Origin of the sequence: Neobacillus niacini (assembly GCF_030817595.1) — a bacterium.
Taxonomy (GTDB): Bacteria; Bacillota; Bacilli; order Bacillales; family Cytobacillaceae; genus Neobacillus; species Neobacillus niacini_G.
The window spans coordinates 3,688,982-3,709,934 of the sequence record NZ_JAUSZN010000001.1 but is presented as its reverse complement, the minus strand read 5'-3'; the positions used below and the strand labels follow the sequence as shown (position 1 = coordinate 3,709,934).

The following is a 20,953-nucleotide window of genomic DNA, read 5'->3' as shown; positions in this document are numbered from 1 at the left end:
CATTAGAATAAAATCCAATGTGCTTTTGAATGTATAGTTTATTTTTTCAATTTAGCCCATGTTGCGTCAAGTGCTTTCATGGCTTCTTCTTTAGACTTTTGGCCGCCTACATATGCTTGGAGGGTTGCGCCAAACTCTTGACCTGCTCCATCAGGATATTTCATGAACTGCCATTGATAGGCTTTGCCTTCTTTAGAATATTTAAGAAGGTCCGCACCTAGAGCACCGATATCTTCAGGATTGGCGTCAATCGTTTTAAAGGCTGGAATGTACTTGAAATCCTTTGTTAAAGCTGTTTTTCCTTCTTCAGATGTAACCATCCAATTTAAGAAATCTTTTGCTGCTTCTTTATCAGCTTCTGGTGCTTTGTTGTAAATAACCCAGTTACTAGGAACGTCAATCATTAATTTATCAGATTGAGCGGGATCATCGCCAAGTGCTAACGGAATGAAACCAACTTCTAAGTTAGGATCTAATTTATCAAGCATTGGCTGAATCCAGTTACCTTGCTGGATCATCGCTGCTTCACCTGTAGCAAATAATGTTACTTGTGTATTGTAGTCAGTTGTTAAAGGATTCTTGTTGCCGTATTTCATTGTAAGATCTAAAAGCTTAAAGTAATTATCGAATTCTTTATTGCCTTCAATTTTAGCTGTGCCTTCATTTAGACCTTTGATAAAAGCATCTGGATCTTCTTGATAAGCAAACGGTACGTTCATGCCGTGGTTTGCTAATACCCACCATTCAGCATAACCGATGGAGAATGGTGTAATGCCGGCAGCATCTAGCTTTTTCGCTGCTTCTTCTAACTCAGAATATGTGGTCGGAAGTTCCTTAATCCCAGCTTTTTCAAATAACTTCTTATTGTAGGCAAATCCGTACCCTTCCATATTAAAAGGCATACCGTATACTTTTCCATCAAGGGTCATTCCGTCTAAAGTACCTTCAAAGGCATCCTTGATCCAAGGCTGATCAGATAAATCTTCAAATTTATCTTTCCATACTTGAGCTTCCTGGTCACCGCCGTTTGTAAAAATATCAGGTGCTTGGTTAGAGGCGAATTTTGCTTTAAGAGCTGCAGCACCATCCGCACCGCCGCCTACAGTTTCAATGTTAAAAGTCACGTTTGGATTTTGTTTTGTATATTCTTCTGTTAACGCTTTCAGTTGATCAGCAATTTCAACTTTCCCTTGGAAAATGTCAACTACTACTTTATCGTCCTTACCACCGCTGCTTTTTTTATCTCCAGAAGTACTGTCGCTCGAACATGCGCCTAATAGAAGTGAAGCGGATAGTACACCTGCAGCCAATGAATACTTTTTGAATGCCATTTGTTTTTCCCCCTAAAATGATTATTATATATTTTTAAATCCCTGCTGTCTGTATTTAGACAGCAGAGTGTGTTCCCCTAAAAAAATTACTTGATAGAACCACTGGTAATTCCTTGGATAATGTGTTTTTGCATAGTGAAGAAGAAGATTAATAATGGAATAATACCGATTACTAATGCTGCAAGTGCTAAATCCCATTGCTTTGTATACTGCCCAAAGAAGAAGAACGTTGCCAATGGAATCGTTCTTAATTCTGGATCCTGAAGCACCAAAGAAGGTAATAGAAAGTCATTCCATATCCATAAGCTGTTTAAGATAACGATGGTGACCGTAATTGGTTTTAATAGCGGGAAAACAATTCTCCAGAAAACGCCAAACCGTGTACAGCCATCGATAATTGCAGCTTCTTCAAGCTCTAACGGGATACCTTTGATAAAACCGTGATACAAGAAGATGGTCATACCCGATCCAAAGCCTAAATACATGAAGACAAGTCCCCACATGCTGTTTAATAGTCCCAAGTTACCAGCCGTTTTAATAAGCGGAATCATGAGCGATTGGAACGGAATGATCATCGCAGCCACGAATGTCATGAAAATAATATTGCTGATTTTCTTTTTTGTTCGAACTAACATGTACGCTGCCATCGAACAAAAGATAACGAGAACGATATTACTGCCGATGGTAATGATTAACGAGTTTTTAAATACAGTTAGAAAGTTTAATTTTTCAAATGCGTTAACATAGTTATCAAACATCAACACTTTTGGCAGGGCCGATGTGTTGGTTAGAATTTCAGCAAATGGTTTCAAGGAGTTTGAAATCACATAATAGAATGGGACTAAAAAGACTAGACCGAGCAGGATTGCAAGGGTTTCAACGATTGATGTTCTCCATGTATACCTGTTACCCATTAGGATTCAACCTCCTTTTTCTTCGAAATCGTAACTTGAAGGACGGTAATCGCTGCTACAACAATGAAGAAAATTAATGCTTTTGCTTCACCGATACCATATCGATTATTAACGAATGCTTCTGTATAAATGTTTAGCGCCAGCATTTCTGTTGATTTAAATGGACCGCCGTTTGTTAATGACAGGTTTGCATCAAAGACTTTAAAGGATGAAGCGGTTGTTAAAAATAAACAAATTGTTACGGCTGGTGCAACAAGCGGCATTGTAATATGACGCAGGACTTGGAATCGATTCGCTCCATCAATTCTTGCTGCTTCAATTAATTCCTGCGGTACATTCTGCAGTGCAGCAATATAGATAATCATAATGTAACCTGCACCCTGCCAAACACTGACAATGACGATTCCCCAAAACGCTGTCTTTGCATCTCCTAACCATGCCAGCTCAAAAACAGAAATTCCAGTTAACTGACCGATGGAAGCAAATCCTTTTACAAAAATAAACTGCCAGATAAATCCGAGTATTAATCCGCCGATTAAGTTAGGCATGAAGAAAACAGTCCGCAAGACATTTTTAGTTTTCAACTTCTGAGCTACCAATAAGGCTAATCCGAATCCGATTAGGTTAGTTAAGATAATGGCTACGACTGTATATTTGGTTGTAAGAATGAAGGACGTTTGAAATTGCTTGTCCTCTGTAAATAAGTATTTGAAATTATCAAGTCCCACCCATTTGACGGATCCTGTTACCCCATTCCAATCGGTAAATGCATAATAAATACCTGTAAAGAAGGGGATTAAAACAATGAGGATAAAAGCTAATAGGACTGGCCCGACAAAAAGGGTAAATAATCCAGCTTCTTTCCATTTCTTCTTATTAAGAAAAGAAACAGAGTGAGAAACTTTCGTGCTTTTCTGATTTGTGAGGGCTGCCCCCTTAACTGTATCCAGCTTACTTTCGTTATTCATTCCCTGCACCTCCATAACCCTTATTTTAGTGATTATAGAAAATTATGAAACGGCTTACATTGACCACTAGGGTGGAAAATATTGAACAGGTCAAAATAATGAACTATTAAAGGCTGCTTAAAGTTGTGCTACAATGTTCTAAAAATAAAGCAAGGGAGGACAGGTTAGTTTTTCGATAAGGCTGTATTCGTAAATGTTGTTGTTAAAATCTTAAAGCCGATTTTAACGTGGAAATAGTTATTTTGCGCCTTTGAATTTAGTTTGCTGGCTCTTTTCTTATTTAGGTGTTTTTTTCTGTAATCTTTAGCCACAATCATAAATTTGTTTCCAATAGCAACAAAGTATAAGAAAAGAGCCTTTGAATAAAACAAGACTAACCAAGATTATATGCGATGGGGTATTCGGAAAAAGCTTATTATCTTTTTATTACTTGTGACAGTCCTTCCTTTCGGGACAGCGATCACCGTTACTTATTTTTATACGACCAAGTCACTTAATGAACAATCTGTTTCAACGAATTATGATTTGATTGTGAAAGGCAAGGAAGAGCTCACGGTTTATTTGAACGATGTGGCACAAATGTCATCGGTCCCTTATCGATATACCCCTTTTATGAATGTCATGCGAAATGGGGTCTCCTCCAACTTGGCTGTTAATCAGGAAGAAGTGCGCAGAGTGCTTGCCTATTTATTTAATACTCGTCCGGAAATTGAACAAATGCACCTATATATACATGAAGGAAAGGAATCCTACACCAACTATCATTCTAGAATCAGCGGAAGGGCAACATATGAAAATATATTTTCTCACCCTTACTATGGGCCGCTAACAGCCATTGAGGGCTATTCCCTTATTGAACCGCCGCATGAGATTTATAGCTATAATAATATTTCTGTTATTCCAAATTCCCAGAAGGTGAATGTATTAAGTTTCCATAATGTGATTCGCGATGTCCCGTTAGCGGATGTTTTAGGCTTTTTATCGATCGATATTAATCTTTCTAGGATTAGTGCCATTGCCGATCGATTATATACCAAAGATGTCGAAGACCTTTATATCATGAATGAAAAGGGAATGATTATCTATTCCTCCAATGGAAATGAGATTGGAAAGGAAAATAAACAAAAGTGGTTTGAGCAAGTGAAGAGGGAGCCGGAAGGAGGGAAAAGCTTTGAGTGGAAAGATGAGCAGTTCTCGGGTGTCATCGTCCATGAAAAATTTACAGATTCGTTTAAAGACTGGTCAATCGTGAAACGAACCCCTTATGATATCCTTTATAAAGGTGCTAGAGAAACGGCTATCATTAACATTTTGATTGGATTGGCTACACTTGTATTTGCTTTACTGGGGACCATGTTTGTTTCCTTTAAGCTTACAGCCCCTATAAAGGTGTTAATCGGCAACATGAAAAAAGTGGAGAAGGGTGAATTCAAGGCTGATTTCGAATCGTTAGGTACTGATGAAATTGGTATGCTGGGTAGGCATTTTAAATTAATGATTGCTAAAATAGAAGAGTTAATAGAGCGTGAATATAAATTGGAGATCGAAAATAAAGCCTCGCAGCTCCGTGTTTTGCAATCGCAAATTAATCCGCATTTCCTTTATAACGCCTTTCAGTCTATTGGTACATTGGCACTAAAATTGAATGCGGTTCCGGTCTATTCATTATTAACATCGTTATCTACTATCATGAGATACAGTATGAATATGAAGGACGATATTGTTCCGTTTGCTTCAGAGCTGAACCATGTGAAATCTTACCTATCCTTACAAAAGCAGCGATTTGACGAACAGTTTGAATTTGAACTGAATGTCGAGGAAGCAGTCAAGGAGGTACATGTCCCGAAAATGATTTTACAGCCCATTGTAGAGAATTGTTTTAAGCATGGCTTTGATCAGCGCATAGAAAAAGCATGGATTCAAATTGAGGCCTTCTACGAGAATGACAATAGAGTCCAAATCAATGTGAAGGATAATGGAATGGGTCCTAGCGAGGAGCAGCTTGAAAAAATCCGTCAGGAACTGTTCCATGGAATTTCAAAAGAAGATAAGCAAAGAGAAACAATTGGGTTAAAAAATATTTATGATCGATTGCGGATCTATTATCATAACCAAGCAAACATGTCTGTTAACCGTAATGAGGAAGGTGGTTTTACGGTTACCATCCAAATTCCAAAGGTAATGCCGAAAGAGGTGGAACATTCATGAAAGCATTAATAGTTGATGATGAAAAACATGTGCGAGATGGAATAAAGATACTAGCTGACTGGGAGCGAAATGGAATTTCAGAAATATATGAGGCAGGAAATGGAGAAGAAGCCATTCAGCTTATACAATCCATTCGGCCAGAGATTATTTTCTCTGATATGAAAATGCCAAAAATGGATGGAACGCAGCTTTTAGAGTGGATTAAAGAAAATCAGCCAAACAGTAAGACAATCGTGGTGACAGGTTACGATGACTATCATTATATGAGAAAAGCGATCCATTTTGGCAGTTCTGACTATCTCTTAAAGCCTATCGAACCAGAAATTTTAAATCAAACATTGGAAAAAGCGGTAAATGAATGGAACAAAGAAGAGGTTGACAGACAGAGAAAAGAAACTAGCTCACAGTTGATTAATGAAATGACTCCTGTTTACAGGGATCGTAAACTAACACAGCTAGTGAATAGTGATTATTTACAAAAAGATTTATTCGAAGAATTTGGCTGGTTAAAGCAGTCCCGAGATTATATAGCGGCTCTTGTCCGAGTTAATGGAAAAACAATCTCGGCTTTTCAAGGAGATCGAGATTTAACGTACTTTACAGTTTTGAATATTATTAATGAGATAATTAAGAAACAACATGGGTGTGGAATTGGTTTTCGTTACTTATCTAAAAAGGGTGAGATTGTTCTGATTTTTTGGGACAAGTTCGAGTTAGTAGAACAGATTTTAGTCGATATCTATAAGACACTAAAAAATATGTTAGATATCTCTTGTCCAATTGCAGCCGGGAAAACGGTAAAAAATAGTTCCAAGTTGATAGATTCTTATCACTATGCGAGAAACGTTTTATTAAATAGAAATATATTGACTGAAAGTGAAATAAGAGTCTGTTTGTCGGAAATAGAGACAGTTCCTTCATTAAAGAGTTTGATTGTATATTCTTCAGATATAGAAATGGCTATCCAAACGGGAGAAATTGGGGCTTTTGAAGAATTAATGGATCGAATCGAAAAGGACATTACAGAAAAGAAATATTTATCTGTAAAACAGGTGATAAATTTAGAAAATGAGTATATGGTGATTAGCAATAAATGGTTTAAGCATTACAATATTTTATTTAAGACACCAGAAGATATTGAAGAGCGGATTGATTTATTTTTCGATTCAAACGGCACGTTTAGTCTAGAAGAGTTTAAAAAGAGAAAAAAGCGTGAAATCACCATATTTTTGAAAAAGGTAAAGAAACGCACACTGCAAAAAGGTAATAATATCATTACCGATATTGAAAAGTATCTCCAGGAAAATTTTGACCGGGATGTGAAATTACAAGAGATATCAGACCATTTTTATATCAGCAGAGAATATATCTCCAGGAAATTTAAACAAGAATTTAACGAGAACATCTCCGATTACATTGTAAGAATCAGAATGAATAAGGCAAAATCCTTATTGAAGAATAGTCAGTTAAAAATTTATGAAATTGCTAATATGATTGGCTATCAGGATGACAAGTATTTTCGAAAGGTATTTAAAAAGGTCGAGGGAATTACTCCAAATGAATATCGAGCAGAATATGTGAAACGGTGATAAGCAGAGATAGGAAACATTTCTCTGCTTTTTTTCAATGGGAAAAAGAACGAATTTTTTGTAAATTAAACTATGAATATTTCACTATGTTTATTTACATGACTTTAATCAAGTCTAAATGGTAACTACATATGTACTAAACAATTCTCCCTTACAATTTTAATTGTAGTTTCTATAAAAAAGGGAGATGGAGAAAAATGAAAAAAGCATTTGTGATTGGAGCAGGCCTGGCGTTTAGTTTATTATTTAGTCCTTTTCAACAGGCTTTTGCAGCAGAAACAACTGGGGAGTTACGAAAAGTGGATAATGTGGCTCACCGTGGTGCAACCGGTTATGCACCGGAAAATACGATTGCCGCTTTTGATAAAGGCGTGGAAATGAAAGCTGATTATATTGAAATTGATGTCCAAAGAAGCAAGGACGGGGAATTAGTTATCATTCATGATAATACGGTTGATAGAACAACAGATGGTACAGGGTATGTGAAAGACTTAACCTTTGAACAGATTAGAAGTCTCGATGCTGGCAGCTGGAAGGGCGAACAATTTACAGGTGAGAGAATTCCTACATTCGATGAGATTCTTGACCGCTATCATGGTAAAACTGGTATTTTAATCGAATTAAAATCACCTGAACTTTATCCTGGCATTGAAGAAGAAGTAGCACGAAAATTAATCGAACGAAATCTGGATAAACCGCAAAATGAAAAGATTATTATTCAATCGTTTAATTTTGAATCTATGAAAATAACAAACAGCTTGCTTCCAAAGGTGCCGATTGGTGTCCTTACGTCCAATAGGGCCCACACAACAGAACAAGCTTTGCAGGAATTTTCAACGTATGCTGATTATTTTAACCCAAGCTACGGAATCGTATCTAAAGAATTGGTTGATCAAGTGCACGCACTTGGAATGAAAATTCAATCCTGGACGGTTCGCAGCCAAGCAGCAGCTGATTTCCTTTTAGAGATGAACGTAGATGGAATTATTACCGATTATCCTGATTACGTAGATCCAAGAAAATAGGACAAACTATCGCCAAAAGAGGGAAAGCTTTCATCCCTCTTTTTTCTAGTATTCCTGACGTCTGTATACCCCTGGAGAAACGCCGTACCTCTTATGAAATACTCTATGAAAATAGGGATAGCTGCCGAAGCCGCACTCCTCTGCAATTTGCTCTAGTGTCAAGGATGTGTATTTCATTCGCTCAATCGCAGCAGATAAACGGATTTCAAGGGTATATTCAATCATCGTTTTTCCAACGCTGCTTTTGAAAAGATGAACGGAACGGGAGACGCTAAGACCAGCATGCCTAGCCACATCCTCGACTTTCAATGAAGTTGTCGCGTGTTCTTCAATATATCGCAGCATCCTTGTCACAGTATAGGGAACGTTGAAAGAAGGTACGGTTTCATTAATGGCCCGTTCTAAAGTTAAGCAGAGAGCTCGCAGCAAATAGCTTGTGAGCTCTTCGTTTTGGCTGGAGGCTGGACGGCGTTTTTCGATCATAATATGGCGCCATAGAACCAGCAGCTTATCATCCAAATCGATTCTGGAGACATCCGGCTTTTCGGTACGGTTCCACCATTCGTCCACCCATGCACCTTCGCATACTAAGTGATAGTCGCCGCTGTTTTGGCCCGGAGTTACTAGTAGTTCATAGTGATCTCCTGGTTTTATGAGCAGAAGGTCTCCTTTCTCGAGCTCCATTTTCCTACCCTTTACTACTACTTCACAAATGCCTTCTGTTTGCAGACGAAATAGATAAGAGGGGTATCCGGATTTATGCTGTGAATGATATCCATTTGTGTGATACGAGTAGCCGCAAAATAAAATATTTGTAGTCATATGCTCCCTCTTTTTTAATAAAATAGCAAAATAGTAGATGTTTTGATTATATCATCTATATTTAATTACTTTAACACCCGTTAATATGTAATCAAATAAGGAAGGTTTTAAGAAATGGGGGATAAGGTTGAAAAGCATTCCAATAGCTGTACAAATGTTCACATTACGGGAAGAAAGTGCCCAAGATTTTGCCGGAACGTTAAAAAGAGTAGCTGAGCTTGGCTTTGATGGTGTTGAATTTGCCGGGTATGGCGGATTATCTGCAAAAGAAGTAAGAGTACTATTGGATGAGTTTGGTCTGCGAGCAGCATCCAGTCATGTGCCGCTGGAAGAATTGGAAAATAATCTGTATCAAGTCATTGAAGATCAGAAAATACTAGGAAGTAACTATGTGGTCTGCCCGTACTTACTTCCAAATCGCCGCAACATAGAGGATTACAAAGCACTTATTGCATTTTTAGATCAAGCTGGTGAAACGTGCCGCAGTGAAGGAATTTCCCTTTGTTACCATAACCATGATTTTGAACTGGAGCGTTTGTCCAATGGCAAAACGAAACTCGAAGCCATTTTCGATAAAACGCACTCTATTAATGTAAAGGCTGAGCTGGATGTTTATTGGCTGACAAAAGCGGGTGAAAATCCTGTTGAGTGGATAAATCGATACAAAAATCGAACACCGCTTGTTCATTTGAAAGACATGACGACAGATGATGAACAATTTTTTGCTGAGCTTGGAACAGGCGGGGTAGATATTGAAGCCGTGCTGCATAAAGGGAAGGAAAACGGAGTCGAGTGGTGGGTGGTCGAGCAGGATGTTTGCCGCCGTTCACCGTTTGAAAGCATAGAAATCAGCATAAATTACTTAAAATCAGTGAAGATTAATTAAGTTAGCGAGTTCAATATTTTACACCCTATATGTCAATGTAAGCCATTTCAATAATTGTCTTATCATTTAAAATAATAGATAAAAATAAACTGATATGGAGTTGTTAGTATGGTTAAAGTAACTGTTTGGAATGAAAACCGGCATGAACAAAAAAATCCAATAGTAAGAGATATATATCCTAACGGAATTCATGGTACAATAGCGGAGTTTTTAAATGAAAATGGTCATGAAGTAAAGACAGCTACTCTAGACGAGCTGGAGCATGGCTTAACGGATGAAGTTCTAGCCAATACTGATGTACTAGTTTGGTGGGGGCATTTAGCACATAGTGAAGTAAAGGATGAAATTGTACAAAAGGTTCAGCAGCGTGTCCTTGACGGCATGGGTTTGATTGTTCTTCACTCCGGTCATTTCTCGAAAATCTTCAAAACCTTAATGGGAACAAGCTGTGATTTAAAATGGCGCGAAGCAGACGAGAAAGAACGACTTTGGGTCGTAAGCCCAAGCCACCCGATTGTAGAGGGTATCTCAGAGTATATTGAATTAGAAAAAGAAGAAATGTATGGGGAGCATTTTGATATCCCGCAGCCAGATGAACTAATTTTTACTAGCTGGTTTGAAGGAGGAGAAGTGTTTCGCAGCGGGTGTACATACAAACGCGGGAACGGGAAAGTATTCTACTTCCGTCCAGGTCATGAAACCTATCCTACTTACCACAACAAAGACATACAACGTGTCATTAGCAATGCTGTAAAATGGGCAGAGCCGGTAAAGCGCGAACGTCCAGTCTATGGAAATGCGAAACCACTTGAAGTAATTGGAGGGAAGTAACATGGGAAAATTAAGAGTAGCGGTAATTGGCTGTGGCAGCATTGCCCAGCACCGTCATTTACCTGAATATAAATCAAATAAAAATGTAGAAATTGTTGCTGTTTGTGATATCAATGAAGAACGTGCGTTAGCCGTAGCGGAAAAATATGATGTAAAAGCTTATACCAACTATCAAGAGTTATTAAGCAGCGGTTCAGTGGATGCAGTCAGTGTTTGTACTCCTAACTATCTTCATGCACCGATTTCGATTGCAGCTTTAAATGCTGGTCTACATGTTCTTTGTGAAAAACCAATGGCTACTTCAAAACAAGAGGCAGAAGAGATGATAGCAGCAGCGAATGAAAGCGGTAAAAAGTTAATGATTGGTCATAATCAACGGTTTGTACCTTCCCATCAAAAGGCCCGCAAGTTAATCGAGAGCGGGGAGATTGGTAAAATCTATAGTTTCCGTACGTCATTTGGTCATGGAGGACCAGAAGGTTGGAGTGTAGATGGCAAAGAAAGCTGGTTTTTTCAAAAGGAAAAAGCGTTTGTTGGTGCAATGGGCGACTTAGGCGTTCATAAAACCGATTTACTTCGCTATGTTCTTGGTGAAGAAATTACTGAAGTAGGTTCTTTTGTTGAAACAAGTGCAAAAGATTTTGCCGACGTTGATGATAATGCGGTATGTGTACTTAAAACCGAAAGTGGTATAATCGGTACCCTTGCTGCAAGCTGGGCTTACGTAAGCAAGGAAGATAATTCCACGATTATCTATGGAGAAAAAGCTATACTTCGTCTTGAAGACGACCCAATTAATTCATTAGTGGTTCAATACGTTAATGGAGAAGTAGTGAATTACCAACTTGGAAAAATACAGTCGAATGATGAGGGCGGACAAAATAATTCACGTGTGATTGAGAAATTTGTGGAATCTATTCTTCATGACCAGGAACCACCGGTATCAGGAGAAGAAGGGAAGAAATCACTAGAAGTCATTTTGGCAGCACTTGAGTCTAATCAAACAAAACAAATTGTAAGAGTGAGCTAATAGTGAAAAAACTACGTATCGGAATTATCGGGGTTGGGGGTATTGCGCAAGGCCGTCATATCCCCGCTTTTCTACAGTTGAATGACATTTGTGAAATTACGGCTCTTAGTGATGTTAACATAGACCGAGCAAGGGAAACTGCTGAAAAATATAACATTCCTCATGTTTTTGAAGATTATCATAAGCTTTTTTCGGAGGTTGATGCGGTTTGTATTTGCACTCCAAATAAATTTCACGCAGAAATTACGATTGCTGCTTTTGAGGCAGGAGTGCATGTATTATGTGAGAAACCGATGGCGTTAACTGCGGAGGAATGCGAACGAATGGTCGCCGCTTCTAAGAAAGCTGGTAAAGTGCTGGCGATTGCCTATCATTACCGTTTTATGAAGGAAGCACAAGCTGCCAAAAAAGCAATGCAGGAAGTAGGTAAGCCGCTTGTGGTAAGGGTTCAGGCATTACGACGCCGTAAAGTTCCTGGATGGGGGGTTTTTACAAACAAAGACCTGCAGGGCGGCGGCAGCTTGATTGATTACGGATGTCATCTGCTAGACTTAGCGCTTTGGCTGATGGGAAATCCAAAATATCGAACGGTGACAGGCACCACCTATAACACGTTAAGTAAAATTCCTAACCAAGTGAATCAATGGGGATCGGTTAACCATGAAACCTTTAATGTCGATGATCATGTAACCGCCTATATTCAATTTGAAGGTGGCGCCTCGATGTTGTTTGAAACATCATGGGCCGCCAATATAAAGGATGACAGAGAGCACCTCAGCATTTCCGGAGTTGACGGAGGCTTAAGTGTTTTTCCATTTGAACTTTATACCACAAAGAATGGAATGCTGTTAAATAGTCAAGCCGCCTGGATTCCGGGAGAGGAAGAACCAGGTCTCACTCAGGCTAGGAATTTTATTCATACTTGTCTAGGTATGGAAGAGTTAGTAGTGAAGCCAGAAGAGGCACTTCAGGTTTCACAAATTATTGATCGAATATATGAGAGTGGGGGAAATCATTTATGAAACTAGGTGTTTTTACTGTATTATTTGGGGAAAAATCGTTTGAAGAAATGCTCGATACTGTCAAAGAAGCTGGACTTCATGCTGTTGAAATTGGTACTGGCTGTTATCCAGGGAATAGTCATTGTGACTTAGACGGTTTATTAGAGAGTGAAGAGGCACGCAATCAATACATTCAAAAAGTGGAGGAACGGAATCTAATCATAAGTGCGTTTAGCTGCCATGGTAATCCGATTTCTCCTGAAGCGGCATTTGCGAAAAACTCGCATGAAACACTATTAAAAACGATCAAGCTAGCTTCACTTCTAGGTGTACCGGTTGTTAACTGTTTCTCTGGTACAGCAGGAGATCATGAAGGAGCCAAATATCCAAACTGGCCTGTAACTCCGTGGCCGAATGAATATGGCTCAGTCTTACAATGGCAATGGGAAGAAAAATTAATCCCTTACTGGAAAGAAGTCGGCCAGTATGCGAAGGAGCACAATGTAAAAATTGGGCTGGAGCTTCATGGCGGCTTTTTAGTCCACACACCATACACACTGTTAAAGCTTCGTGAGCAAACTTGTGATGCGATTGGCGCCAACTTAGATCCAAGCCATTTATGGTGGCAGGGAATTGACCCAGTGGCAGCCATCAAAATTTTAGCAAAAGAAAATGCCATTCACCATTTCCATGCGAAAGACACATACATTGATCAGGAAAATGTGAATATGTATGGATTAACGGATATGCAGCCATATGGAGAATTAAGAACTCGCGCATGGACCTTCCGATCAGTTGGCTGTGGACATAGTTTAAAAGAATGGTCAGACATGATGAGTGCGCTTCGCACATATGGATATGATTATGTTGTCAGTATTGAACATGAGGACGCAATTATGTCCATTGAAGAAGGATTTAAACGTGCCGTAACCAATTTGAAGTCAGTGTTAATTGAAGAGCCTGTTTCGCAAATGTGGTGGGTTTAGACATCAAGGAAAGGGTTGCAGAGATGAATAAAAAATGGTGGAAAGAAAGTGTTGCCTATCAGGTATATCCACGAAGTTTCATGGATAGCAATGGTGACGGGATTGGCGATTTAAAAGGAGTTACCTCCAAATTGGACTACCTGAAAGAATTAGGAATTGATGTCATTTGGCTGTCGCCAATGTACAAATCTCCTAATGATGATAATGGTTACGATATATCTGACTATCAAGATATTATGGATGAATTCGGGACAATGGCCGATTTTGATGAGTTGCTCGAAGGCGTTCATCGCCGCGGAATGAAGTTAATTCTTGACTTGGTCATTAATCACACAAGTGATGAGCATCCTTGGTTTATTGAGTCCCGCTCTTCAAAAAACAGTCCAAAGAGGGATTGGTACATTTGGAGTGAGGGCAAGGATGGTAAGGAGCCGAATAACTGGGAATCCATTTTCAGCGGGTCTGCATGGAAATATGATATAGCTACGGATGAATATTTCATGCATATTTTTTCTGAGAGGCAACCTGATTTAAATTGGGAAAACCCTGATGTTCGGAATGCTTTATATGATATGGTGAATTGGTGGCTGGAGAAGGGGATTGATGGCTTCCGTGTTGATGCCATTTCTCATATTAGAAAAGAACCTGGTTTCCCTGATATGCCAAACCCAAATAATTTAGATTATGTCCCTTGTTTTCCTTACATGATGAACGTCGCAGGAATTGATGAATGGTTAACGGAGTTTTCTCAGAAAACGATTAAAAACTATGACATTATGACTGTTGGGGAAGCGAATGGTGTAGGAATAGATGATGCAGATAAATGGGTTGGTGAAGAAAACGGTTATTTTAACATGATTTTTCAATTTGAATTTTTAGGCCTATGGGATAAAAATGCAGAGGGATTAATCGACATTACAGCGTTGAAAAAGAACTTAACCAAATGGCAAAAAGGATTGGAAGGTAAGGGCTGGAATGCCTTGTTTATCGAAAACCACGACCAGCCTCGCCGTGTTTCAAGCTGGGGAAATGACAAGAAATATTGGAAAGAAAGTGCTAAAATGCTTGGCGCCATGTATTTCCTGATGAAAGGCACCCCATTTATCTATCAAGGTCAGGAGATAGGGATGACCAATGTCCAATTTCCTTCTATTGAAGATTACAATGATGTCGGGATGGTTAACTTCTATAAGGTGGAAACTGCAAAAGGCAGACCTCATGATGAAATTATGAAAATTATTTGGAATCAATGTCGTGATAATGCGCGGACACCTATGCAATGGGATTCCAGTAACAAGGGAGGATTTACAACAGCGGACCAAACATGGCTGGGGGTAAATCCAAATTACCGAGAGATTAATGTTGAAGCCCAGTTAAAAGACCCAGATTCTATTCTTTCCTTCTACAAGAAGATGATCGAATTACGAAAAGAAAATCCATTGTTTGTATATGGAACATATGAATTGTTATTAGCGAACCATCCTAAATTGTTTGTCTATACCCGTAAATTAGGTGGAAAAAAAGCAATCGTCATTAACAATTTTAGTGACGCAGCAACAAGGTGCCATGTTCCAAAGAGTGTGTCTTATTCAAAATCAGAACTTGTCCTTCAGAATTATCACGTTGCTGATAACAAACTCAGAAAAGAATTCACACTTAAGCCTTATGAAACTAGGGTATATTTATTGAAATAAGGTTTTAACAATATGAAAAACGTAAGGAGAAAAGTTCAGTTTTCGGTGCTTCCTTATTAAAAGACACAGAAAAAGACGTATGAATTGGCATACGTCTTTTTCTTCATCTAGGTTCAATAGGAATCCGCACTTATAGGTTGAGGGGATCATGTTAAGCACCTGATCTGATAAATAGGCGGAGAAATTCCGCTTAATTCGTAATTAGTATTAAAAAAGGAGTCAAGCCCATTATTATGTGTAAATTCATTCCTATGAAGAACAATGTTAAGCAGCTTATTTATTTTTGGTGTACTGGAAGGGGGGTACCCCCCTTCCAGTACACCAAAAATTCGCGCTTCGCGGTTACTATTTCTTTTCTTCTTGGTCCTGAATAATTCTTCTTCCTACTTCCTCTGCATAGTCCATTAAGACCGCACCAATTAATCGGAATGCGGATTGTGTATTAGGAAATATTCTAATTACCTTCTCTCTTCTACGAACTTCCTCATTGATTCTTTCTAACGAGTTTGTACTTCGAATATGCTTATGGTATTTTGGTTTCTCATTTAGATATTGAATGGCATCTTCGAAGCCTTCTTCTAATATCTCTATAGCTTTTTCTAGTTTTGGATTATCTCCAAATTGCTCAATGAACTCATTTTTATATTTTCTTGCCTCTTCAACCGACGCTACCTCAAATATTCTTTTTAAACCCATTTTCACTTCGTCCATGCCTTTTTTTGGCATATGCGTAATGATATTCTTTTTGTAATGCACCGTGCACCGTTGCCAAGAGGATCCAACAAACTCTATACCAATGGCAGACTTTAACCCCTTGTGTGCGTCTGAAATAATTAGCTTAGGTGATTGTAGTCCTCTTGACTTTAGGTGCTGGAAAAATCGTTGCCAGGCTTCAGTGCTCTCCCCATGGTCTACTCTTAAGCCTAGAATTTCACGTCTATTGTTTTGGTCAACGGCCGTTGCGATATAAACAGCTTTAGATACAACACGATTATGTTCTCTTACTTTGATATACATGGCATCTGCAAAGATATAAGGGTAGTACATCGTATTCAGAGGTCGACTTGCCCATTGATTCACTATAGGATCTAGCTTTTCTGTAAGTGTAGATACAAATGATTTAGAAACCTTTTGCCCACAGAGTTGTTCCACGATCTTTGAAACTTTTCTTGTGGAGACCCCATTTACAACCATTTCAAGCATGGCTAATACGAGGGCTTGGTCACAACGAGCATATTGTTCAAACACAGTAGTCGAAAAGTCTCCACTACGAGTACGTGGTACTCGAAGAGTAATTTTCCCAATGCTAATTAATAAATCACGATCATAGTATCCATTACGGTAGTCACGTCGTGAAATAGAACGTTCATAGGATCCGGCTTGCAAGAACTCATCACGTTCTTTTTCCATAAAAGAATTCAATACCAAGACGATAGACGCTTTGATGACAGCGTCTATATTAGAGTTCATAACAGAATCTTTTAAATCATCGATATTTAGGTTAAACTGTACTTGAGTCATAATTAATTCCTCCACATTGTTTTCTTAGCCGTTAACATTGTAGCCATGAGGAATTAATTTGACTCATTTTCTTTTTACACAATTATATGGACTTAATCAAAAAAGGCTTAAATAGACGGAGAGATTCCGCCTATTGGCTCGAAAATTTGGAAAATGAGGGATTTTGCTTTGATTAAGCGGAAAACTTCCGCTTATTTCCCCCGAAACGAGCTCCACTCAACATTTAACCGGAAAGTCTCCGCTTATTTTTTTGCTGGTTACTCGATTAAGGATAAGACATCTTAACATCATAAACCTAAAAGGACCTCATTTTTTTTATATACCAATAACGGTGCTAATACGACTATTGTACAATTTATTGTTCTAATGCTGTTTTAGAAAACCTCTCCCAAGGCTTTGTCAGCCAGCGCTTTAAAGCAAAGCAGCCTCGGAGCCATTCATCGGCACCTTGAGCAAGCCATATTCCTAAAAGCCCCAATCCATAATGAACGCCTAATAAATAACTTAAGGATACTGCTACACCCCACATTGAAATAATACCGATAATAACGGGAAACCGAACATCCCCCGCGGACTTTAAAGAGTTCATTAAGACGATATTCATCGCTCTTCCAGGTTCAACAAAGACAATGGCCCATAAAACAGGCAGTCCAACCATAATGATTTCTGGATCTTTTGTAAATAAATCCAATATGGTGTCCCCGCCGATGGCGATGACTAGTGATGTCAGTGTTGAAGCAAGCATGGCGATTTTTAAAGTACGAATTCCGCGTTTCAAGGCACGATCATATTGTTTACCTCCAATATATCGTGCTACTAAAATCTGAGTTCCTTGAGCAATCGCTACTGTGAATAAAAAGCATAGCATGCTAATGTTTAATATATACACTCTGCCTGCTAACGAGGCGGTTCCCATCCCAACAACAAAGCTCGTTATGACCACCTGAGATAACTGGTAGGAGAGATTTTCTCCAGCTGACGGAATTCCGATCTCCAGCAATCCCCGAATATCTTTTTTTCGTGCGTTGAAAATATCCTTGAACACTATTTTCAAAGAAAGTCTGCTATATAATAAATATAATAGGGCGCAAACAGCATAGGCTCGTGCCGCAAAAATCGCCCAAGAGACACCAGTTACACCTGTAATCGGAAGCCCGAAGATTCCGGTAGTTGAAATGATATTACCAACAATACTTATTAAATTCATATAAACGGTAACCATCATTGATTCCTTGGTGTATCCATGACTGCGGAGAATCGCACTTAAAGCCAGTGATAACGATTCGAAAAAAAGTGAAAGAGCACATATACGGACAAAAGTAAGTCCATAGTCGAAAACCGCTCCCTGAACATCATATAATCGGAGCAGCGGTTCTCCTAAGAAAAACACAAAAATGGCAATCGTTATTCCAAACCAGAAATTCAGTCCGAATACGGAATACGCTAACTGCCTGGCCCGCTGCAGCTTTCCTGCACCAAGGTTTTGACTAATTAATACCGTTGCACCAATAGATGTGACATTAAAAACCAAAATGAAGATATTAAGCAGCTGGTTGGCTATGCCGACACCGGCAACGGCTTGATCGGAGTAATGACTTAGCATTAATGTAGCCACAATCCCCATGCCTAAATGAAGGACCAACTCAATAAAGAGCGGCCAGCTAATACTGAATAGAGTCTGTTCTTGATATTTGTTGTTCTGTTCCTCCACGATATTCTCCTAATTCCTAAATTGTATTTAAAAAAGTATGTTTTATTTTACTCTTATATCGATGAATTAGAAATAGGCAGCTGGAAAAATAATAAGATTGTTATAAGGCCTTGGATTTGCTATTTTAAAACTATAACAATATTAAAATGGGAGACAACCATGCTAATAAAAGGAAATCTATATAGGTTTTTGTTAATCCTCATTTTTATTTTATTGGTCTCTTTGGAGGCTGCTGATATTATATTACCTAATTTTTTTCATTCTATAAAAATAACAGGCTACGTAACCATCGGCATATATATCGTAGCGATCTTCACCCTGTTTCTTCTTACAAAAGAATTTGATCAAAAGGCAAAAGAACTTCAAAAAAATCAGCAAAAAATGAAAAATATTTTCGATACGCTAGATGTTGCTATATGGTCACATGATTTGAAGACCGACACTCTATTAATTACTCCTGGGATTGAAAAACTATATGGATACAAGCTGGAAAATTTCTATCAAAATACCTACCTTTGGAAGGAAGTTATTTATCCAGAAGATTTGTATGTTTTAGAAGAAAGGGAAAAGAGAATTGCTGTCGGTGAAAATGTGACCAGCCAATATCGAATTATCCGCCCTGATGGTGAAGTTCGCTGGATCCAGGATAGCGGGATACCGACCTTTGACCAAAAAGGAGATTTTATTGATTTTAGCAGCGTGTTATTCGATATTACAGACCGTAAAGAAAGTGAAGGTCTTTATCAAAGTTTAGTAGAAATGTCACCTGATATTATTGCTGTGGTTTATAATGGGAAAATTGAGTATATAAATGAAGCGGGATGTAAGGTAATCGGAGCCGAATGTCAGGAGCAAGTGGTTGGTCAATCAGCTAAGAATTTTGTCCCTGCCCAAATTACGGATTTAATTAAAAATAAGGTATCCTCCACTAGTAAGGTGGAAAACGAAAGATATAATTTTGAGTTTCAAGTAAGGCGAATTGATGGTGAATGTATTGATGTAGAGATGGCGGCAAGGTCAATCCTTTACGAAGGCCGATTTGCCATTCAGGTAGTGGGAAGAGATATCACCCAAAGAAAGAAATCAGAGCAAACCATAAAATTTATGGCCTTTTATGATACATTGACGGGTTTGCCAAACCGCAATCAGTTTAGAAACCATTTAAATGATGTTTTACAACATCAACAGAATAAAATGCACGCAGTTATATTCTTAGATTTAGATCGCTTCAAAATCATTAACGACACGAAAGGTCATACAGTTGGCGATCGTATTCTACAAAAAGTAGCAGGCAGATTAGAAAAAGCGGTTCAAAATGAAGGACTTGTCTCTCGCCAGGGCGGGGATGAATTTATTATTGTCCTAGAAGATGTTGATAAAGAAAATGCTTCTCAAGTCGCTAAACGAATACTCAATGAATTTTCACATCCATTTGACGTGAATAATGAAGAGTTTTATGTCACGCCAAGCATTGGAATCAGTATTTACCCAACAGATGGAAGCGATGAAGAAACATTGATTAAAAATGCAGATACAGCTATGTACCAAGCCAAAGATCGTGGGAAAAATAACTATCAATTTTATTCAATCATCTCGGGTGGAATCTCAACCTGGAAAATGAAATTGGAGAATTGGTTAAGAAGAGCAATGGAGCAAAATCAAATGTCGCTCCACTATCAACCCCAGTTTGACTTAGTTACAGGTAAAATTGTTGGTGTTGAAGCATTAATTCGTTGGAACCATCCTGAATATGGCTATATTGCACCGTCTGAATTTATTCCATTAGCGGAAGAAACAGGACTGATTGTTCCGCTGGGCAAATGGATATTACGAGTGGCATGTGAACAGAGAAAAGCATGGAAGGATGCAGGGTTCAATGATTTTCCAATTGCTGTAAATGTTTCGGTGAGGCAATTTCAGGATGAACATATCATTCAATTCATTTCTGATATGCTCGAGGATGTCGGTCTGGAGGCAAATTATCTAGAACTCGAAATCACTGAGAGTCTTATGCAAAACCTTGAGAATTCCACCATCGTTCTGAATCAATTAAAGAGTCTTGGTGTCCTGTTGTCGGTAGATGATTTTGGGACAGGATACTCCTCGTTAAGTTATTTGAAACATCTTCCCATTGATAAAATTAAGATTGATAAATCATTTGTCGATGATATTACCAATCATTCGAATCAAGGGATGATGGTGAAAACGATTATTGATATGGGTGTAAATTTAAAATTCACTGTCATTGCGGAAGGAATCGAAACGGAAGAACAGGTTACGTTTTTAACACGGAATGCTTGTCAGATCGGACAAGGCTATTACTATAGTAAACCAGTATCTGCTGAGAAACTGGAAAAATTTCTATTTGAAGATAAGGTCAAACTCAGTCCTGATATGAAGGAAGAGTAATACCTTTTAAAGAAGAGACCTTCATCT

16 protein-coding genes are annotated in these 20,953 nt (G+C 38.5%); 10 read left to right on the top strand and 6 right to left on the bottom strand.

Annotated features, from left to right (window positions below):
* Positions 1–38: 38 nt before the first annotated feature.
* From QFZ31_RS17600 to QFZ31_RS17590, 3 genes are all read right to left on the bottom strand, one after another.
* Positions 39–1,331 carry an ABC transporter substrate-binding protein gene (locus QFZ31_RS17600; protein WP_307305131.1) on the bottom strand — a complete coding sequence of 431 codons (1,293 nt, stop codon included), beginning with the start codon at positions 1,329–1,331 and terminating at the stop codon, positions 39–41.
* 86 nt (positions 1,332–1,417) lie between these two features.
* Entirely contained in the window at positions 1,418–2,245 is an 828-nt protein-coding gene (locus QFZ31_RS17595; RefSeq protein ID WP_307305129.1) for a carbohydrate ABC transporter permease, read from the bottom strand.
* Positions 2,245–3,213: a carbohydrate ABC transporter permease gene (locus QFZ31_RS17590; protein ID WP_179602353.1), complete on the bottom strand. Its 969-nt coding sequence runs from the start codon at positions 3,211–3,213 to the stop codon at positions 2,245–2,247. The genes QFZ31_RS17595 and QFZ31_RS17590 overlap by 1 nt, the downstream gene beginning before the upstream one ends.
* Positions 3,214–3,600: 387 nt before the next feature.
* Here QFZ31_RS17590 and QFZ31_RS17585 point away from each other — a divergent pair, with 387 nt between their 5' ends.
* The 3 genes from QFZ31_RS17585 to QFZ31_RS17575 all read left to right on the top strand — a co-directional run bounded on the left by QFZ31_RS17585 (position 3,601) and on the right by QFZ31_RS17575 (position 8,035).
* Entirely contained in the window at positions 3,601–5,421 is a 1,821-nt protein-coding gene (locus QFZ31_RS17585; protein WP_307305125.1) for a sensor histidine kinase, read from the top strand.
* Complete coding sequence (locus QFZ31_RS17580; protein WP_307305123.1) at positions 5,418–7,010, top strand: response regulator transcription factor; 1,593 nt, start codon at positions 5,418–5,420, stop codon at positions 7,008–7,010. The genes QFZ31_RS17585 and QFZ31_RS17580 overlap by 4 nt, the downstream gene beginning before the upstream one ends.
* A 197-nt stretch (positions 7,011–7,207) precedes the next feature.
* Positions 7,208–8,035 carry a glycerophosphodiester phosphodiesterase gene (locus QFZ31_RS17575; protein ID WP_307305121.1) on the top strand — a complete coding sequence of 276 codons (828 nt, stop codon included), beginning with the start codon at positions 7,208–7,210 and terminating at the stop codon, positions 8,033–8,035.
* Between the two features lie 45 nt (positions 8,036–8,080).
* On the opposite strand, the gene QFZ31_RS17570 is transcribed toward QFZ31_RS17575, so the two are convergent.
* Positions 8,081–8,857 carry an AraC family transcriptional regulator gene (locus QFZ31_RS17570; RefSeq protein ID WP_307305119.1) on the bottom strand — a complete coding sequence of 259 codons (777 nt, stop codon included), beginning with the start codon at positions 8,855–8,857 and terminating at the stop codon, positions 8,081–8,083.
* A 127-nt stretch (positions 8,858–8,984) separates the two neighbouring features.
* Here QFZ31_RS17570 and QFZ31_RS17565 point away from each other — a divergent pair, with 127 nt between their 5' ends.
* From QFZ31_RS17565 to QFZ31_RS17540, 6 genes are all read left to right on the top strand, one after another.
* Positions 8,985–9,743, top strand: coding sequence for a sugar phosphate isomerase/epimerase family protein (locus QFZ31_RS17565; RefSeq protein ID WP_307305114.1), 759 nt, complete (start codon positions 8,985–8,987; stop codon positions 9,741–9,743).
* A gap of 108 nt (positions 9,744–9,851) precedes the next feature.
* Positions 9,852–10,574 carry a ThuA domain-containing protein gene (locus tag QFZ31_RS17560; protein ID WP_307305112.1) on the top strand — a complete coding sequence of 241 codons (723 nt, stop codon included), beginning with the start codon at positions 9,852–9,854 and terminating at the stop codon, positions 10,572–10,574.
* Between the two features lies 1 nt (position 10,575).
* Entirely contained in the window at positions 10,576–11,604 is a 1,029-nt protein-coding gene (locus QFZ31_RS17555) for a Gfo/Idh/MocA family protein (protein WP_307305108.1), read from the top strand.
* A gap of 2 nt (positions 11,605–11,606) precedes the next feature.
* Positions 11,607–12,626, top strand: coding sequence for a Gfo/Idh/MocA family protein (locus tag QFZ31_RS17550; protein WP_307305106.1), 1,020 nt, complete (start codon positions 11,607–11,609; stop codon positions 12,624–12,626).
* On the top strand, positions 12,623–13,591 hold the full coding sequence (locus tag QFZ31_RS17545) for a sugar phosphate isomerase/epimerase family protein (protein ID WP_179602390.1): 969 nt from the start codon (positions 12,623–12,625) through the stop codon (positions 13,589–13,591). Before QFZ31_RS17550 ends, QFZ31_RS17545 begins: the two co-directional genes overlap by 4 nt.
* 23 nt (positions 13,592–13,614) lie before the next feature.
* The gene (locus QFZ31_RS17540; protein WP_307305101.1) at positions 13,615–15,285 is read left to right on the top strand and encodes a glycoside hydrolase family 13 protein; all 1,671 of its coding nucleotides are present in this window, start codon (positions 13,615–13,617) and stop codon (positions 15,283–15,285) included.
* A 345-nt stretch (positions 15,286–15,630) separates the two neighbouring features.
* Here the strand turns inward: QFZ31_RS17540 and QFZ31_RS17535 are convergent, their stop codons facing one another.
* Both QFZ31_RS17535 and QFZ31_RS17530 read right to left on the bottom strand, forming a co-directional pair.
* Positions 15,631–16,806, bottom strand: coding sequence for an IS256 family transposase (locus tag QFZ31_RS17535; protein ID WP_307305098.1), 1,176 nt, complete (start codon positions 16,804–16,806; stop codon positions 15,631–15,633).
* Between the two features lie 355 nt (positions 16,807–17,161).
* Entirely contained in the window at positions 17,162–18,517 is a 1,356-nt protein-coding gene (locus tag QFZ31_RS17530) for an MATE family efflux transporter (protein WP_307305095.1), read from the bottom strand.
* Positions 18,518–18,676: 159 nt separating this feature from the next.
* On the opposite strand from QFZ31_RS17530, the gene QFZ31_RS17525 reads away from it, so the two are divergent.
* Positions 18,677–20,926 carry an EAL domain-containing protein gene (locus QFZ31_RS17525; protein WP_307305093.1) on the top strand — a complete coding sequence of 750 codons (2,250 nt, stop codon included), beginning with the start codon at positions 18,677–18,679 and terminating at the stop codon, positions 20,924–20,926.
* The last annotated feature ends 27 nt before the right edge of the window (positions 20,927–20,953 follow it).

What these genes read in the sequence shown, in the direction of transcription:
- QFZ31_RS17570 (WP_307305119.1), bottom strand. Translation starts at nt 8,857, where the DNA reads ATGACTACAAATATTTTATTTTGCGGCTACTCGTATCACACAAATGGA.
- QFZ31_RS17580 (WP_307305123.1), top strand. Translation starts at nt 5,418, where the DNA reads ATGAAAGCATTAATAGTTGATGATGAAAAACATGTGCGAGATGGAATA.
- QFZ31_RS17595 (WP_307305129.1), bottom strand. Translation starts at nt 2,245, where the DNA reads ATGGGTAACAGGTATACATGGAGAACATCAATCGTTGAAACCCTTGCA.
- QFZ31_RS17560 (WP_307305112.1), top strand. Translation starts at nt 9,852, where the DNA reads ATGGTTAAAGTAACTGTTTGGAATGAAAACCGGCATGAACAAAAAAAT.
- QFZ31_RS17590 (WP_179602353.1), bottom strand. Translation starts at nt 3,213, where the DNA reads ATGAATAACGAAAGTAAGCTGGATACAGTTAAGGGGGCAGCCCTCACA.
- QFZ31_RS17555 (WP_307305108.1), top strand. Translation starts at nt 10,576, where the DNA reads ATGGGAAAATTAAGAGTAGCGGTAATTGGCTGTGGCAGCATTGCCCAG.
- QFZ31_RS17600 (WP_307305131.1), bottom strand. Translation starts at nt 1,331, where the DNA reads ATGGCATTCAAAAAGTATTCATTGGCTGCAGGTGTACTATCCGCTTCA.
- QFZ31_RS17585 (WP_307305125.1), top strand. Translation starts at nt 3,601, where the DNA reads ATGCGATGGGGTATTCGGAAAAAGCTTATTATCTTTTTATTACTTGTG.
- QFZ31_RS17540 (WP_307305101.1), top strand. Translation starts at nt 13,615, where the DNA reads ATGAATAAAAAATGGTGGAAAGAAAGTGTTGCCTATCAGGTATATCCA.
- QFZ31_RS17545 (WP_179602390.1), top strand. Translation starts at nt 12,623, where the DNA reads ATGAAACTAGGTGTTTTTACTGTATTATTTGGGGAAAAATCGTTTGAA.
- QFZ31_RS17575 (WP_307305121.1), top strand. Translation starts at nt 7,208, where the DNA reads ATGAAAAAAGCATTTGTGATTGGAGCAGGCCTGGCGTTTAGTTTATTA.
- QFZ31_RS17535 (WP_307305098.1), bottom strand. Translation starts at nt 16,806, where the DNA reads ATGACTCAAGTACAGTTTAACCTAAATATCGATGATTTAAAAGATTCT.
- QFZ31_RS17525 (WP_307305093.1), top strand. Translation starts at nt 18,677, where the DNA reads ATGCTAATAAAAGGAAATCTATATAGGTTTTTGTTAATCCTCATTTTT.